Source organism: Streptomyces torulosus, from assembly GCF_001419765.1.
In the GTDB taxonomy this organism is placed as follows: domain Bacteria; phylum Actinomycetota; class Actinomycetes; order Streptomycetales; family Streptomycetaceae; genus Streptomyces; species Streptomyces torulosus.
Genome location: NZ_LIRK01000543.1, coordinates 1 through 13,633, shown reverse-complemented (window position 1 = coordinate 13,633; position 13,633 = coordinate 1). Strand labels below are relative to the sequence as shown.

Sequence of the window (13,633 nt, the reverse complement as noted above, 5' to 3'; positions counted from 1 at the left end):
GACAACCGCTCGACCACGGGCCCGCCTCACGGCGGGCCCGTTCTCATGGAAGGACCCGCGTGGGCACCACGTACGACGTTCGAATCTGGGCCGTCCGTCAGCGCAAGGACCGTGGCCAGTCCTCAGCCGAACTGCGCTGGAAAGTGGGCGACACCCCGCACTCCCAGACGTTCGCCACCAAGACCCTCGCCGACAGTCGGCGCGCGGAACTTCTGACCGCCGTCAACGGCGGTGAGCCCTTCGACGAGGCGGCCGGCGTGCCGGTCAGGGAGATCCGTCAGCGCAACGACGTGACGTGCTACCAGCACGCACGCGACTACATCGAGATGAAGTGGCCCACAGCGCCCGCGAAGACCCGCACAGGACTCGCCGACACCATGGCCACAGCCATGCCCGTACTGGTGACCAGCCGTCGCGGCATGCCCGACCCCCGTGTCCTGCGTCAGGCCCTGTACAGCTGGGCGTTCAACTTCAACCGCTGGACGGAAGACCCGCCGGCGGAAGTGGGGCGCGTCCTCGCGTGGGTGGAGCGCAACGCGATGCCTGTCAGCGCCCTGGACGACCCGCTTGTGATGCGTAAGGTGCTGACCGCCTTCACTCAGCGTCTGGATGGCAAGAAGGCCGCCGCGTCGACCGTGAAGCGCAAGCGCGCCGTCTTCCACAACGCGCTGGGGTTCGCGGTCGAGGCCCGGCGCCTGCCCCATAACCCGCTCACCCAGGTTCAGTGGGTCATCCCGCCGACCACCGACGGGATCGACCCCGGCTGTGTGGTCAACCCTCGCAAAGCCCGCACGCTGCTGGACGCGGTCGCCGCGCAGGGCGCCCGCGGCGAGCACCTCAGGGCATTCTTCGGGTGCCTCTACCACGCAGCCCTGCGTCCCGCAGAGGCTGTCTGGCTACGCCATGAGAACTGCGAGTTGCCCCCGTCGGGGTGGGGCACGCTGCACCTGGACGGCTCCCGCCCCCGTGTCGGTCGCGGCTGGACCGACACCGGCGACCCGCACGACACGCGAGGGCTGAAGTGGCGCCCGGAACGGGAGATCCGGCACGTCCCCATCCCGCCGCACTTCACCGCCATGCTCCGCGAGCACATCCAGGCCCACGGCGTCGCCCCCGACGGTCGGCTGTTCCGCACGGCGCGTGGCGGACTCGTACAGGAGAGCGGCTACGGCGAGGTGTGGGCCCGCGCCCGTAGGAAGGCGCTCACACCGCAGCAGCACGCCTCACCGCTCGCCGCACGCCCCTATGATCTCCGTCACGCATGCGTGTCCCTTTGGCTGAACTCCGGGGTCGACCCGGTGGAGGTCGCACGGCGCGCCGGCCACTCGGTAGCCGTCCTGTTGAAGGTCTACGCGAAGTGCCTCGACGGAGCTACGGCCATGGCCAACGCTCGAATTGACGCGGCGCTGGAGCATTGGGCGTGACGACGTGCCCCACAGATGCCCCACGCGCACTGGTCAACAGGCGAATCAGGGTGAGACAAGGTGGGGCAAAGCCCTAGAAATCGCCCCACGGTCAGCCTGAACACCAAAAGGGCCCGCGATCAGCTTTTCAGCTGGTCACGGGCCCTTTCGGTCCTGTGGCGGCGCCAGGATTCGAACCTGGGTAGGCTAAGCCGACGGATTTACAGTCCGCTCCCATTGGCCACTCGGGCACACCGCCTGGGATTTGCCGCCCTTCGAACCGCTTTTCGGCGGTGCTCCGTGGCGACGACGTAAACGATACCTGATGCGTGGGGGTGCTTCGCCACCTGATTGATCAGCACTCGGAGGGGGCTGGGTGGCTAGGCTTGTCCGGATGCGGCGCGGGACCTGACACCGGGCTCGGCGATCGCCTGTGCGCGCGCCGGCACGTGTCCGATGGTCCCGACACGCCCCCCGATACCCCGATACAAGGAGCCACAGGACATGGCCGACTCCAGTTTCGACATCGTCTCGAAGGTCGAGCGGCAGGAGGTCGACAACGCCCTCAACCAGGCCGCCAAGGAGATCTCGCAGCGCTACGACTTCAAGGGCGTCGGCGCCTCGATCTCGTGGTCCGGCGAGAAGATCCTGATGGAGGCGAACTCCGAGGACCGGGTGAAGGCCGTCCTCGACGTCTTCCAGTCCAAGCTGATCAAGCGGGGCATCTCGCTGAAGGCGCTGGAGGCGGGTGAGCCCCAGCTGTCCGGCAAGGAGTACAAGATCTTCGCGGAGATCCAGGAGGGCATCTCCCAGGAGAACGCCAAGAAGGTGGCGAAGATCATCCGCGACGAGGGCCCCAAGGGCGTCAAGGCCCAGGTCCAGGGCGACGAACTCCGCGTGAGTTCCAAGAGCCGTGACGACCTGCAGTCCGTGATCGCCCTCCTCAAGGGCAAGGACTTCGACTTCGCGCTCCAGTTCGTCAACTACCGGTAGGCCGTACCGGAGGGTGGGCCCTCGGCCGGAGCCAGGGCCCACCCGTTGTACGACGGCCGATGGACGTGCGGCGGGTGCGCGACCCGCGGGGGCCGCGGTCGCCGCTCAGCGTCGGGAGTGGCCGAACAGCAGGCGGTAGGCGATCAGCAGGACCAGGGAGCCGCCGATCGCGGCCGCCCAGGTGGCACCGTCGTAGAAGTCCTTGCTGATCGGATGGTCCAGCCAGCGGGCGGAGATCCAGCCGCCGATGAACGCTCCAGCGACGCCGATGAGGGTCGTGCCGATGAAGCCGCCCGGGTCGCGGCCCGGCAGCAGGAACTTGGCGATGGCGCCGGCCAACAGCCCCAGAACGATCCAGCCGATGATGCTCATGCCGTGAACCTGCCCTTTCGTGCCGTGCCTGTGCCGCGCCCGGGTGTTGTCTGCGTCACGTCGTTCCCGACGGTCGCGTACGCGGTTCCTGAGGGTTCCGTGGTGCCGGGCCCGGTCGTCGTGCTCTGTTGTTCGGGAGGACGCCTCTCGTACGTCCGGCGGTTGCGCTGGTCAGTAGGGTGCGGCTCATGACACAGCCCGTTTCGGACGCCCGGTTGCGGCGCACGCTCGGCGTCGGTGACGCGGTGGTCGTCGGCCTCGGATCGATGGTCGGCGCGGGCATCTTCGCGGCACTGGGGCCCGCGGCGCACGCCGCCGGGTCCGGGCTGCTCCTCGGTCTCGCGCTCGCCGCCGTCGTCGCCTACTGCAACGCCATGTCCTCCGCCCGGCTCGCGGCCCTCTACCCGGCCTCGGGCGGTACCTATGTGTACGGGCGTGAGCGGCTCGGCGCCTTCTGGGGGTATCTGGCCGGCTGGTCCTTCGTCGTCGGCAAGACCGCCTCGTGCGCGGCCATGGCGCTCACCGTGGGGGCGTACGTCTGGCCGGAACAGGCGCACGCCGTGGCCGTGGCCGCCGTGGTGGCGCTGACGGCCGTGAACTACGGCGGCATCCAGAAGTCGGCCTGGCTGACGCGGGTGATCGTCGCCGTCGTGCTGGCGGTCCTCGCCGCCGTGGTCGTCGTGTGCCTCACCTCCGGCCGGTCCGACGCCGGGCGGCTGGACATCGGGGCGTCGGGCGGCGTGGGCGGGGTGTTGCAGGCGGCCGGACTGCTGTTCTTCGCGTTCGCCGGGTACGCGCGGATCGCGACCCTGGGCGAGGAGGTACGCGACCCGGCGCGCACCATCCCGCGTGCGATCCCCCTCGCGCTGGGCATCACGCTCGTGGTGTACGCGGCCGTCGCGGTCGCCGTGCTGTCGGTGCTGGGCTCGGGCAGTCTCGGGCAGGCGTCGGCCCCGCTGGCCGAGGCGGTACGGGCGGCCGGGGCGCCGGGGCTCGTGCCCGTCGTGCGGGTCGGTGCGGCGGTGGCCGCGCTGGGGTCGCTACTGGCGCTGATCCTGGGGGTCTCGCGGACGACGCTCGCCATGGCCCGCGACCGGCATCTGCCGGGGGTCCTGGCCGCCGTGCACCCCCGGTTCCAGGTGCCGCACCGGGCGGAGCTGGCCGTCGGCGCGGTGGTCGCCGTGCTGGCCGCGACCGTCGACGTCCGGGGCGCGATCGGCTTCTCCTCGTTCGGCGTGCTCGCCTACTACGCGATCGCCAACGCGTCCGCCTGGACGCTGAGTCCCGCGCCGGTCGCGCGGATCGTGCCCGTCGTGGGGCTCGTCGGCTGCGTCGTCGTGGCGTTCGCGCTGCCCTGGGTGTCGGTGGCGGTGGGCGCCGCCGTACTGGGCGCGGGGGCCGCGGCCTACGTCGTGCGGCGGTGGTGGCACCGCCGCGGCCGCGCCGGTCAGTAGCGTCCGGCGAAGGGCTCGTCCGTGGAGATGATCTCGCGGCCCAGGGGCATCAGGGAGAGCGGGACGAGCTTGAAGTTGGCGATACCGAACGGGATGCCGATGATCGTGATGCAGAGCGCCAGGCCCGTGAAGATGTGGGTCAGCGCGAGCCACCAGCCCGCCAGGATCAGCCACAGGACGTTGCCGACGCACGAGGGCGCGCCCGCGTCACGGCGCTCGATCGCCGTGTACCCGAAGGGCCACAGGGCGTAGACGCCGATGCGGAACGCGGCGATACCGAAGGGGATGCCGATGATCGTGATGCAGAGGATGAGTCCCGCGACCACGTAGCCGAGGAAGAGCCAGAAGCCGCTGAGGATGAGCCAGATGATGTTGAGGATCGTCTTCACTGGGGGCGACCTGCCATCTTCTCGAGTCGGGCGATGCGTTCGGCCATGGGCGGGTGCGTGGAGAACATCTTCGAGAAGCCCTGACCGGGTCGGAAGGGGTTCGCGATCATCATGTGGCTCGCCGTCTCGATGCGGGGCTCGGGGGGCAGCGGGAGCTGTTTGGTGCCCGTTTCGAGCTTGCGCAGGGCGGCGGCGAGGGCCAGCGGGTCACCGGTCAGCTGGGCGCCGGAGGCGTCCGCCTCGTACTCCCTGGACCGGCTGATCGCGAGCTGGATGAGGCCGGCGGCGAGCGGACCCAGGATCATGATCAGCAGCATGCCGAGGAGACCGGGGCCGTCATCGTCGTCGGAGCGGCCGATCGGGATCAGCCAGGCGAAGTTGACCAGGAACATGATCACGGAGGCGAGGGCTCCCGCGACCGATGAGATCAGGATGTCGCGGTTGTAGACATGGCTCAACTCGTGGCCGATGACACCGCGCAGCTCCCGTTCGTCGAGGAGGCGGAGGATGCCGTCCGTGCAGCACACGGCCGCGTTGCGCGGGTTGCGGCCCGTCGCGAACGCGTTCGGGGCGTCGGTCGGGGAGATGTACAGGCGGGGCATGGGCTGCCTGGCCTGCGTGGAGAGCTCGCGGACCATGCGGTACAGGGCGGGGGCCTCGAACTCGCTGACCGGTCGGGCGCGCATCGCGCGTAGAGCCAGCTTGTCGCTGTTCCAGTAGGCGTACGCGTTCGTGCCGAGGGCGACGACGACCGCGATGATCAGGCCCGTCCGGCCGAAGAGGCTGCCGATGACGATGATGAGTGCGGACAGTCCCCCGAGGAGTACGGCGGTCCTGAGCCCGTTGTGCCGGCGGTGCACGGTACGCCCTCCAAGTCGTGCGGCAGGGGAACCCTTTGCCTGCTGTCGCTGTTGACTCCACTTCTCAGTGGACCCTCCCGTACTGGTCAACGCGAGGCGGAGAGCACTAGTTCCCTTGTGCGCGCGGGCCGGGGCGGGGCCGTCCGGGTGGCGGCCGGACGCCTCGGCACGCACGCGTGTACGGGGCATCGAGTGCCCACGCGTGCGTGCCGGATGCCAGAGGGGTGGCTGTGCCTGTCGGGTCGACCGGCTCTAGAAGAGGGCGGTGTCGGCGAAGCGCAGGATCAGCTGGGGGGCTCCGGAGAGGGCGATGCCGACGATTCCGGTGAGGGCGATCGCGAGGGTGAGCGGGGCGGGGACGCGGTGCGGCTCGGGTTCGCCCTCGGGGGCGCGGAACAGCAGCGCGGTCCACTGGAGGTAGTAGAACAGCGCGATCACGACGTTGACGGCCATGACGACGGCGAGCCAGCCGAGGCCCGCGTCGACGGCCACCGAGAAGACGGTGACCTTGGCGAACAGGCCGATGATGCCCGGCGGCAGTCCGGCGAGGCAGAGCAGGAAGAAGCCCAGCAGCAGCGCGGTCAGGGGGCTCGACGCGTAGAGGCCGCGGTAGTCGCTGACGCGGTTGAGGGTCCTGGTGCGGCCGACGAGGGCGGCCACGGCGAAGGCGCCGAGGTTCACGGCCGCGTACATCAGCGCGTAGGCGACGGTGGAGCCGATGGCCCGCTCGGCGTCGTCGGTGTAGGCGGCGGAGGCGATCGGCACCAGGAGGTAGCCGGCCTGGCCGACGGAGGACCAGGCGAGCAACCGGACCGCGCTGTACGCGCGCGTGGAGCGCTGTCTGAGGGCGCCGACGTTGCCGACGGTCATGGTGAGCGCGGCCAGCGCGGCGAGGGCGGGGCCCCAGACGTCGGCGTACGACGGCAGGGCGACGACGGTGACGAGGATCAGCCCGGAGAAACCGACCGCCTTGCCGACGACCGACAGGTAGGCGGCCACCGGGAGGGGCGCGCCCACATAGGTGTCGGGGACCCAGAAGTGGAACGGTACGGCGGCCGTCTTGAAGGCGAAGCCGATGAGGGTGAGGACGACGCCGGTCTGGGTGACGGTGTGGAGCTGGCCGTCGACGTTCTGGACGCGGTCGGCGATCTGGGTGAGGTAGAGGGTGCCGGTGGTGGCGTAGATGAAGCTGATGCCGAGGAGGCTGACGGCGGTCGCGGTGACGGACGACAGGAAGAACTTCAGGGCCGCTTCGGAGGACCGCTTGTCGCCGTGGCGGATGCCGACCAGGGCGAAGGCGGGCAGCGAGGCGACCTCCAGGGCGACGACGAGGGTGGCGAGGTCGCGGGCGGCGGGCAGGAGGGCGGCGCCCGCGGCGGACGACAGGAGCAGGAACCAGAACTCCCCGGCCGGCAGTTCCTTGCGGTTGTCCTTCAGGGCCGTCATCGACAGCAGCGCGGCGAGGAGGGCGCCGCCGAGCACCATGAACTGGATGACGAGGGTGAAGCGGTCGGCGGTGTAGCTGCACACGTCCGGGCTGCCGCTCAGGCAGAAGGTGGCGCGGTCACCGTCCAGGAGGGGCATCAGGGCCAGCAGGGACAGGGCGAGGCCCGCGACGGACGTCCAGCCGAGCAGGGCCTTCTTCGTGTCGTCCACGAAGAGGTCCGTGACGAGCACGGCGAGGCCGACGACGGCGGCGATCGTGGGCGGCGCTACGGCGAGCCAGTCGACGGACTGGACGACGGACTCGGCCAGCGGCTGGGCCGTCGGGGCCGTCGTCAGGGCCAGGGAGCTCATCGGGTGCCTCCTGCGAGGAGCTGCTGCACGGCCGGGTCGGTCAGGCCGAGGAGGGCCGCGGGCCAGAGACCGGCGAGGACGGTGAGGGCGACGAGCGGGGTCCAGGCCGCGAACTCGTACGTCTGTACGTCGGCGAGCCGTGGCCCCTCCTGCGGGGCGCCGCCCATGCAGACGCGGCGGACCACGATCAGCATGTACGCGGCGGTGAGGAGGGTGCCGAACGCGCCGATCGCCATGAACGTGAGGAAGGCCGGGCGGCTGAGGTCGTCGGCGGGGCGGAACGCGCCGAACAGGGCGAGCATCTCGCCCCAGAACCCGGCGAGGCCGGGCAGCCCGAGGGAGGCCACGGCGCCGAACGCGAGCAGGCCGCCGAGGCGCGGCGCCCTGCCGTAGAGGGCGGCGCCGGTCCCCTGGGCCAGGCTGTCGAGGTCGGTGGTGCCCGTGCGGTCCTTGAGGGCGCCGACGAGGAAGAACAGCAGGCCGGTGATGAGGCCGTGGGCGATGTTGGCGAACAGGGCGCCGTTCACGCCGGTCGGGGTCATCGTCGCGATGCCGAGGAGCACGAAGCCCATGTGGCCGACGGAGGAGTACGCGATGAGGCGCTTGAGGTCGCCCTTCGCGCCCGGCCGGGCGAGGGCGAGGCAGGCGAGGGACCCGTAGATGATGCCGACGACCGCGAAGGCGGCGAGGTACGGCGCGAAGGTGCGGAAGCCGTCGGGGGTGATCGGCAGCAGGATGCGGACGAACCCGTAGGTGCCCATCTTCAGCAGGACGCCGGCCAGCAGGACCGAGCCGACGGTCGGGGCGGCGGTGTGGGCGTCCGGCAGCCAACTGTGCAGCGGCCACATCGGGGTCTTCACCGCGAGCCCGATCCCGATCGTCAGAACGGCGATGACCTGCACGGATGTGGTCAGCTCGGGGTGATTGTCAGTGGTGAGTGCCACCATGTCGAACGTGCCCGCCCTGAGTCCGATCAGGAGCAGGCCGAGCAGCATGACCACGGAACCGAGCAGGGTGTAGAGGATGAACTTCCAAGCGGCCTGCGTGCGTTGCTCACCGCCCCAGCGGGCGATGAGGAAGTACATCGGGATGAGCACCATCTCGAACGCGAGGAAGAACAGCAGCAGGTCGAGGACGGCGAAGGTCGCGAGGGTGCCGGACTCGAGAACGAGCAGCAGGGCGACGAACGCCTTCGGGGACGGGCCCGGGGGCAGCTTGAAGTACGAGTAGAGCGCGCAGAGGAAGGTCAGCAGCGCGGTCAGGACCAGGAGGGGGAGGGAGATGCCGTCGATGCCGAGGTGGATGCGCACGTCGAGTGCGGGGATCCAGCTGATGTCGGTACTGGCCTGCATCCTCGACGGATGGTCGTGGTCGAAGCCGAGCGCGAGGACGATCGCGGCGATGAGCACCGCGCCGGTCACGGTGATCCCGTGGCGGAGCACGGCCTGCTCGGGTGACTTCCCCTTCAGCCCCGGCGGGGCGGGCAGGAGAGCGGCGGCGGCGCCGATGAGCGGGCCGACGACGACGAACGCCAGAAGGACCTGCATCACGGACTCGTTGATATCGATCACGCCTGCTCACGCTCCCGTGGCGACGAGAAGGGCGGCGACCACCAGGACGACGGTGCCGGCGAGCAGCGCGCTCACATAGGTCTGCACATTGCCGGTCTGCGCCCGCCGTACGGCCGCACCGAGCAGGCGGGGCAGGGCGCCCGCGCCGTGTACGTAGGTGTCGACGACCTCGCGGTCGAGGAACCGGACGAGTCGCGCGCCGGCCTGGACCGGGCGGACGAACAGGGCCGTGTACACGGCGTCGAGGTGGAAGCCGACGGCTGCGTGGCGGTGCAGCGGGCCGAGCAGGACCCGGGAGGGGTCCGTCGGGTCGGGTGCCGAGGCCACGTCCCCGTAGGCGGGCGCGTGGCTCGCGATGGCCTCCGCCTCGACGGTCGCGGCGTCCGCCTCGGGGTGGGCCGCGACCGCGCCGAGCGGGGTGCGGGCCAGGGCCGTGGTGTACCGCCAGGCCGCATACGTCACGAGGCCGCCGGTGAGGGCGAGGCCGGTGCCGAGGACGGACGTGGTGAGGGTCGGGGCCAGGTCGTCGCCGTCGAACCAGTCGGGGAGGGTGCCGTAGGCGAGTCCGCCGAGGGCGAGGGACGGGACGGCGAGCACCCAGAGGACCACGGTCATGCTGAGCGGCTGGCGGCCGTGGTCGGGGGCTTCGTCGCCCTGGCCGCGGAAGGTGCGCAGCCACAGGCGGGTGGCGTACGCGGCGGTGAGGAGGGCCGTGAGCAGGCCGGCGACGAGGACGGTCCAGCCGGCGGCGCCGGGGATGTGCTCGGCGTGGCCCTCGGCGGCGGTCTCGGCGGCGCCGAGGACGGACTCCTTGGAGAAGAAGCCGCTGAAGGGCGGGATCGCGGCGAGGGCGAGGAGCGCCACGGTCATCGTCCAGTAGGCGTCGGGGACGCGGGCGCGGAGGTTGCTCATGCGGGACATGGCGGCCAGGGAGTTGGTGCCTGCGGCGTGGATGATCACGCCGGCGGCGAGGAACAGCAGCGCCTTGAAGGCGCCGTGGGAGATGAGGTGGAAGACGGCGGCGCCGCGGTCGCCGACGGCGAGGGCGCCGGTCATGTAGCCGAGCTGGCCGATCGTCGAATAGGCGAGGACGCGTTTGATGTCGTCCTGGGCGAGGGCGGCGAGGGCCGAGCCGGCCATGGTGACGGCGGCCATCACGGCGAGGACGACCAGGGCCGCCGCGGAGGCGGTGAAGACCGGGAGGAGGCGGGCGACGAAGTAGACACCGGCGGCGACCATCGTCGCGGCGTGGATCAGCGCGGAGACGGGCGTCGGGCCGGCCATCGCGTCGGGCAGCCAGGTGTGGAGGGGGAACTGCGCGGACTTGCCGGCCACACCGGCCAGGAGCAGCAGGGCGATCAGCGTCGGGTGGTCGAGGCCGCCGTCGGCGACGGTGTCGAGGATCCGGGTGATACGGAACGACCCGGCGTCCGAGGCGAGCGCGAACAGACCGATCAGGAAGGGGACGTCGCCGAGCTTGGTGACCAGGAACGCCTTGAGGGAGGCGGCGCGGGCCTCCGGGGTCTCCCAGTAGTGGCCGACCAGGAAGTAGGAGCAGATGCCCATGATCTCCCAGCCGACCAGCAGCACCATCAGGTCGCCGGAGTAGACGACGAGGAGCATCGCGGACGTGAAGAGGGAGACGAGGGCAGCGTACGAGGGGTAGCGGGGGTCGTCGCGCAGATAGCCCGTCGAGTAGATCTGCACGCAGGTGGCGACGAGGCCGACCACCACGGCGACGAGGGCGGCGAAGCCGTCGATGTACAGGGCGAGGTCGATGGGGACCGAGCCGGTCGGGGTGAGTTGCGTGGACGCGACGACGGGGCTGTCGCCGCCCTGGCGTACGGCGACCAGCACGGCCAGCGCGAAGGCCGTGAGGGTCGGGAGTACGGCGAGGGGGCGGACGAAGCCGGGGGCGGTGCGGCCGAGGAGCAGGCCGGCGGCGGCGCCGAGGAACGGGAGGAGGGGGACGAGGACGGCGAGGGTGGTCGTGGTCACGCGCTGGCCTCGGCCTTCTCGCTCCGCTCGGGGCGCTCGGCGGTGTCGCGGAGCTTGTCGATGTCGGCGGTGCCGCGGTTGCGGTGGACGGCGAGGACGATGGCCAGGCCGATGCCGATCTCCGCGGCGGCGATGGTGATGGTGAACAGGGTCAGGGCCTGCCCGGAGTGGAGGGTCTCCTCGGCGGCCTTGCTGAGCCAGACGTCGAAGGCGACGAGGTTGAGGTTGACGGCGTTGAGCATCAGCTCGACGGACATCAGGACCAGGATCGCGTTGCGGCGGGCGAGGACGCCGTACAGGCCCGTGCAGAAGAGGAGGGCGGAGAGCACGACGGGATAGGCGAGGTGCATCAGCGGACCCCTCCCTCGGACGGGTCGGGGGCGGCGGCTGCGGCAGGGGCGGCGGGTGCGTCGGCCGGGGAAGGCGCCTCGGCCAGGGTGGGTGCCGGTTTCGGCACGGCGGTGTCGGCCGCGGCGGGCGCCGTCGCCGGTGCGGTGGCCCGGGCGGGCCCGGTGGCTGGGGCGGTTCCTGTGGCCGCGTTGGGGGTCTTCGGTTCGTCGGGCTCCTGCCTGGCCTTGCGGGAGAGGACGATCGCGCCCACCAGGGCGGCGAGGAGGAGGACGGAGAGGGCCTCGAAGGGAAGGACCCAGTTCTGGAAGAGGCTTTCGCCGGTGGCCTTGGTCGAGCCGGCGGCGGGGCCGTCGAGGTCGATCCACGTGGCGCGGAAGGCGTCGACCACGACCCAGACGAGGGCGGCGGCAGCGGCGACGGCCACGGTGAGGGCGGCCCACCGGTTGCCGGAGTCGGCGTCCGGGGAGCGGCCGATCGGGGCCCTGGTGAGCATCAGCCCGAACAGGAGGAGCACGACGACGGAACCGACGTAGATGAGGACCTGGACCCAGGCGATGAACTCGGCGGTGAGCAGCAGGTACTCGACGGCGAGACCGCCGAGCGCCACGACCAGCCACAGGGCGGCGTGCACCAGCTGGCGGGTGGTGACGGTGACGATCGCGGCGCCGAAGGTGACCAGGCCGACGAGGAGGAAGGCGATCTCGACGCCGGTCGGCGAGAGGAAGCCGCGGGTCTCTACGGCGGCCAAGGAGGGGTGGTGGTGCGTGGCGGCGAGGGCGAGGGCGGTGGTGGCGGTGACGCTCATGCGTTCCCCTCCCCCGGCCGGTGCTGCTCGGCCTGTTGCGGCCGCTCACCCGAACCGGTCTGCTCGGCCTGCCCCGCCTGCCCTGCCTGCCCTGCCTGTTCGGCCTGTTCGGCCTGCTGGGTGGCGGCGATTTTTTCGGCGGCCTTGCGGGCGGCGACGAGTTCCTTGGGCTCTTCGGCACCGGGGTCGAGGGCGGGCGGGGCCGGGACGGTCCACATCCACTCGCGGAGTTTGTCGCGCTCGTGGGTGAGTTCGCGGATGTCGGTCTCCGCGTACTCGAACTCGGGCGACCAGAAGAGGGCGTCGAAGGGGCAGACCTCGATGCAGATACCGCAGTACATGCAGAGGGAGAAGTCGATGGCGAAGCGGTCGAGGACGTTGCGACTGCGCTCACGGCCACCGGGGGCGGCGGGCGGGACGGTCTCCTTGTGGGAGTCGATGTAGATGCACCAGTCCGGGCACTCCCGGGCGCAGAGCATGCAGACGGTGCAGTTCTCCTCGAAGAGGCCGATGACGCCGCGGGTGCGGGGCGGGAGTTCCGGCTGGGCGTCCGGGTACTGCTCGGTGACCGTCTTCCGCGTCATCGTGCGGAGGGTGACGGCCAGGCCCTTGGCGAGACCACTACCGGGGATGGGGGCCATGGTTACCGGATCACCACCTTGACGACGCCGGTGAGGGCGATCTGGGCGAGGGACAGGGGGACGAGGAGGGTCCAGGAGAGCTTCTGCAGCTGGTCCTCGCGCAGCCGGGGGTAGGTGACGCGGAGCCAGATGACGATGAAGGCGAGGACGGCGGTCTTCAGCAGGGTCCAGACCCAGCCGAGGCCGTCGGCGCCCCAGGGGCCGTGCCAGCCGCCGAGGAAGAGGACGGTGGTCAGGCCGCACAGGACGACGATGCCGGCGTACTCGGCGAGGAGGAACAGGGCGAAGCGGAGGCCGGTGTACTCGGTGTACGCGCCGAAGATGATCTCCGAGTCGGCGACGGGCATGTCGAAGGGCGGGCGCTGGAGTTCGGCGAGGCCGGCGACGAAGAAGACGATCGCGCCGACGATTTGCCAGGGGAGCCACCACCACTCGAAGGCGTCGAGGATGCCGACGAGGGAGACCGTGCCGGCCGCCATCGCCACCGAGGCGGCCGTCAGGAGCATCGGGAGTTCGTAGGCGAGGAGCTGGGCGGCGGTGCGGAGGCCGCCGAGGAGCGAGAACTTGTTCGCGGAGGCCCAGCCGGCCATGAGGGAGCCGAGGACACCGACGCCCATCACGGCGAGGACGAAGAAGATGCCCGCGTCGATGACCTCGCCGACGGCGCCCTCACCGGGGCCGATGGGGATGGCGAGGAGGACGAGGAGGTACGGGAGGAGGGCGACCGCGGGGGCGAGCTGGAAGATACGGCGGTCCGCGCCGGCCGGGACGACGTCTTCCTTCTGGGCGAACTTCACGCCGTCGGCGACGAGCTGGGCCCAGCCGTGGAAGCCGCCGGCGTACATGGGGCCGAGGCGGCCCTGCATGTGGGCCATCACCTTGTGTTCCGTCTGACCGATGATCAGGGGGAAGGTGAGGAAGACGACGAAGACGAGCAGGAGTCGCAGGGCGACGTCGAGGGCGTCGTTCACCGCGGGCCTCCTGCGGGGGGTTCGGGGG

At 71.0% G+C, this 13,633-nt stretch carries 13 protein-coding genes and 1 tRNA gene; 3 read left to right on the top strand and 11 right to left on the bottom strand.

What is annotated here, in order from left to right; translation table 11 throughout:
- The first annotated feature begins 59 nt into the window (after window positions 1-59).
- Window positions 60-1,424 carry a tyrosine-type recombinase/integrase gene (locus AOK23_RS32635; RefSeq protein ID WP_055716162.1) on the top strand — a complete coding sequence of 455 codons (1,365 nt, stop codon included), beginning with the start codon at window positions 60-62 and terminating at the stop codon, window positions 1,422-1,424.
- A gap of 156 nt (window positions 1,425-1,580) precedes the next feature.
- Here AOK23_RS32635 and AOK23_RS32630 read toward each other — a convergent pair.
- Window positions 1,581-1,662, bottom strand: a tRNA-Tyr gene (locus AOK23_RS32630).
- A gap of 245 nt (window positions 1,663-1,907) precedes the next feature.
- On the opposite strand from AOK23_RS32630, the gene AOK23_RS32625 reads away from it, so the two are divergent.
- Window positions 1,908-2,396, top strand: coding sequence for a YajQ family cyclic di-GMP-binding protein (locus AOK23_RS32625; RefSeq protein WP_055716161.1), 489 nt, complete (start codon window positions 1,908-1,910; stop codon window positions 2,394-2,396).
- 105 nt (window positions 2,397-2,501) lie between these two features.
- Here AOK23_RS32625 and AOK23_RS32620 read toward each other — a convergent pair whose 3' ends face one another.
- The gene (locus AOK23_RS32620) at window positions 2,502-2,768 is read right to left on the bottom strand and encodes a GlsB/YeaQ/YmgE family stress response membrane protein (RefSeq protein ID WP_055539388.1); all 267 of its coding nucleotides are present in this window, start codon (window positions 2,766-2,768) and stop codon (window positions 2,502-2,504) included.
- A 188-nt stretch (window positions 2,769-2,956) separates the two neighbouring features.
- On the opposite strand from AOK23_RS32620, the gene AOK23_RS32615 reads away from it, so the two are divergent.
- Complete coding sequence (locus AOK23_RS32615) at window positions 2,957-4,222, top strand: APC family permease (RefSeq protein WP_055716160.1); 1,266 nt, start codon at window positions 2,957-2,959, stop codon at window positions 4,220-4,222.
- Here the strand turns inward: AOK23_RS32615 and AOK23_RS32610 are convergent.
- From AOK23_RS32610 to AOK23_RS32570, 9 genes are all read right to left on the bottom strand, one after another.
- On the bottom strand, window positions 4,216-4,611 hold the full coding sequence (locus tag AOK23_RS32610; RefSeq protein ID WP_055716159.1) for a YccF domain-containing protein: 396 nt from the start codon (window positions 4,609-4,611) through the stop codon (window positions 4,216-4,218). The genes AOK23_RS32615 and AOK23_RS32610 overlap by 7 nt on opposite strands.
- On the bottom strand, window positions 4,608-5,471 hold the full coding sequence (gene htpX, locus AOK23_RS32605; protein WP_055716158.1) for a zinc metalloprotease HtpX: 864 nt from the start codon (window positions 5,469-5,471) through the stop codon (window positions 4,608-4,610). The genes AOK23_RS32610 and htpX overlap by 4 nt, the downstream gene beginning before the upstream one ends.
- A 252-nt stretch (window positions 5,472-5,723) precedes the next feature.
- Window positions 5,724-7,268: an NADH-quinone oxidoreductase subunit N gene (locus AOK23_RS32600; protein ID WP_055716157.1), complete on the bottom strand. Its 1,545-nt coding sequence runs from the start codon at window positions 7,266-7,268 to the stop codon at window positions 5,724-5,726.
- Window positions 7,265-8,839 (bottom strand): complex I subunit 4 family protein, encoded by a 1,575-nt coding sequence (locus AOK23_RS32595; protein ID WP_055716156.1) that lies wholly within the window; start codon window positions 8,837-8,839, stop codon window positions 7,265-7,267. The genes AOK23_RS32600 and AOK23_RS32595 overlap by 4 nt, the downstream gene beginning before the upstream one ends.
- Window positions 8,840-8,845: 6 nt before the next feature.
- Entirely contained in the window at window positions 8,846-10,837 is a 1,992-nt protein-coding gene (locus AOK23_RS32590; protein ID WP_055716155.1) for an NADH-quinone oxidoreductase subunit 5 family protein, read from the bottom strand.
- The gene (gene nuoK, locus AOK23_RS32585) at window positions 10,834-11,187 is read right to left on the bottom strand and encodes an NADH-quinone oxidoreductase subunit NuoK (RefSeq protein WP_055716154.1); all 354 of its coding nucleotides are present in this window, start codon (window positions 11,185-11,187) and stop codon (window positions 10,834-10,836) included. Before nuoK ends, AOK23_RS32590 begins: the two co-directional genes overlap by 4 nt.
- Window positions 11,187-11,993, bottom strand: a complete 807-nt coding sequence (locus AOK23_RS32580) for an NADH-quinone oxidoreductase subunit J family protein (RefSeq protein WP_055716153.1) — start codon at window positions 11,991-11,993, stop codon at window positions 11,187-11,189. The genes nuoK and AOK23_RS32580 overlap by 1 nt, the downstream gene beginning before the upstream one ends.
- A complete protein-coding gene (locus tag AOK23_RS32575; RefSeq protein WP_055716152.1) occupies window positions 11,990-12,634 on the bottom strand; it encodes a NuoI/complex I 23 kDa subunit family protein in 645 nt (214 codons plus the stop codon). The genes AOK23_RS32580 and AOK23_RS32575 overlap by 4 nt, the downstream gene beginning before the upstream one ends.
- A gap of 2 nt (window positions 12,635-12,636) precedes the next feature.
- Window positions 12,637-13,605, bottom strand: a complete 969-nt coding sequence (locus AOK23_RS32570; RefSeq protein WP_055716151.1) for a complex I subunit 1/NuoH family protein — start codon at window positions 13,603-13,605, stop codon at window positions 12,637-12,639.
- Window positions 13,606-13,633 lie beyond the last annotated feature (28 nt).

Excerpts from the sequence above, each read along its gene's own strand:
- AOK23_RS32600 (WP_055716157.1), bottom strand. The coding sequence starts at position 7,268 with ATGAGCTCCCTGGCCCTGACGACGGCCCCGACGGCCCAGCCGCTGGCC.
- nuoK (WP_055716154.1), bottom strand. The coding sequence starts at position 11,187 with ATGCACCTCGCCTATCCCGTCGTGCTCTCCGCCCTCCTCTTCTGCACG.
- AOK23_RS32615 (WP_055716160.1), top strand. The coding sequence starts at position 2,957 with ATGACACAGCCCGTTTCGGACGCCCGGTTGCGGCGCACGCTCGGCGTC.
- AOK23_RS32575 (WP_055716152.1), bottom strand. The coding sequence starts at position 12,634 with ATGGCCCCCATCCCCGGTAGTGGTCTCGCCAAGGGCCTGGCCGTCACC.
- AOK23_RS32620 (WP_055539388.1), bottom strand. The coding sequence starts at position 2,768 with ATGAGCATCATCGGCTGGATCGTTCTGGGGCTGTTGGCCGGCGCCATC.
- AOK23_RS32625 (WP_055716161.1), top strand. The coding sequence starts at position 1,908 with ATGGCCGACTCCAGTTTCGACATCGTCTCGAAGGTCGAGCGGCAGGAG.
- AOK23_RS32580 (WP_055716153.1), bottom strand. The coding sequence starts at position 11,993 with ATGAGCGTCACCGCCACCACCGCCCTCGCCCTCGCCGCCACGCACCAC.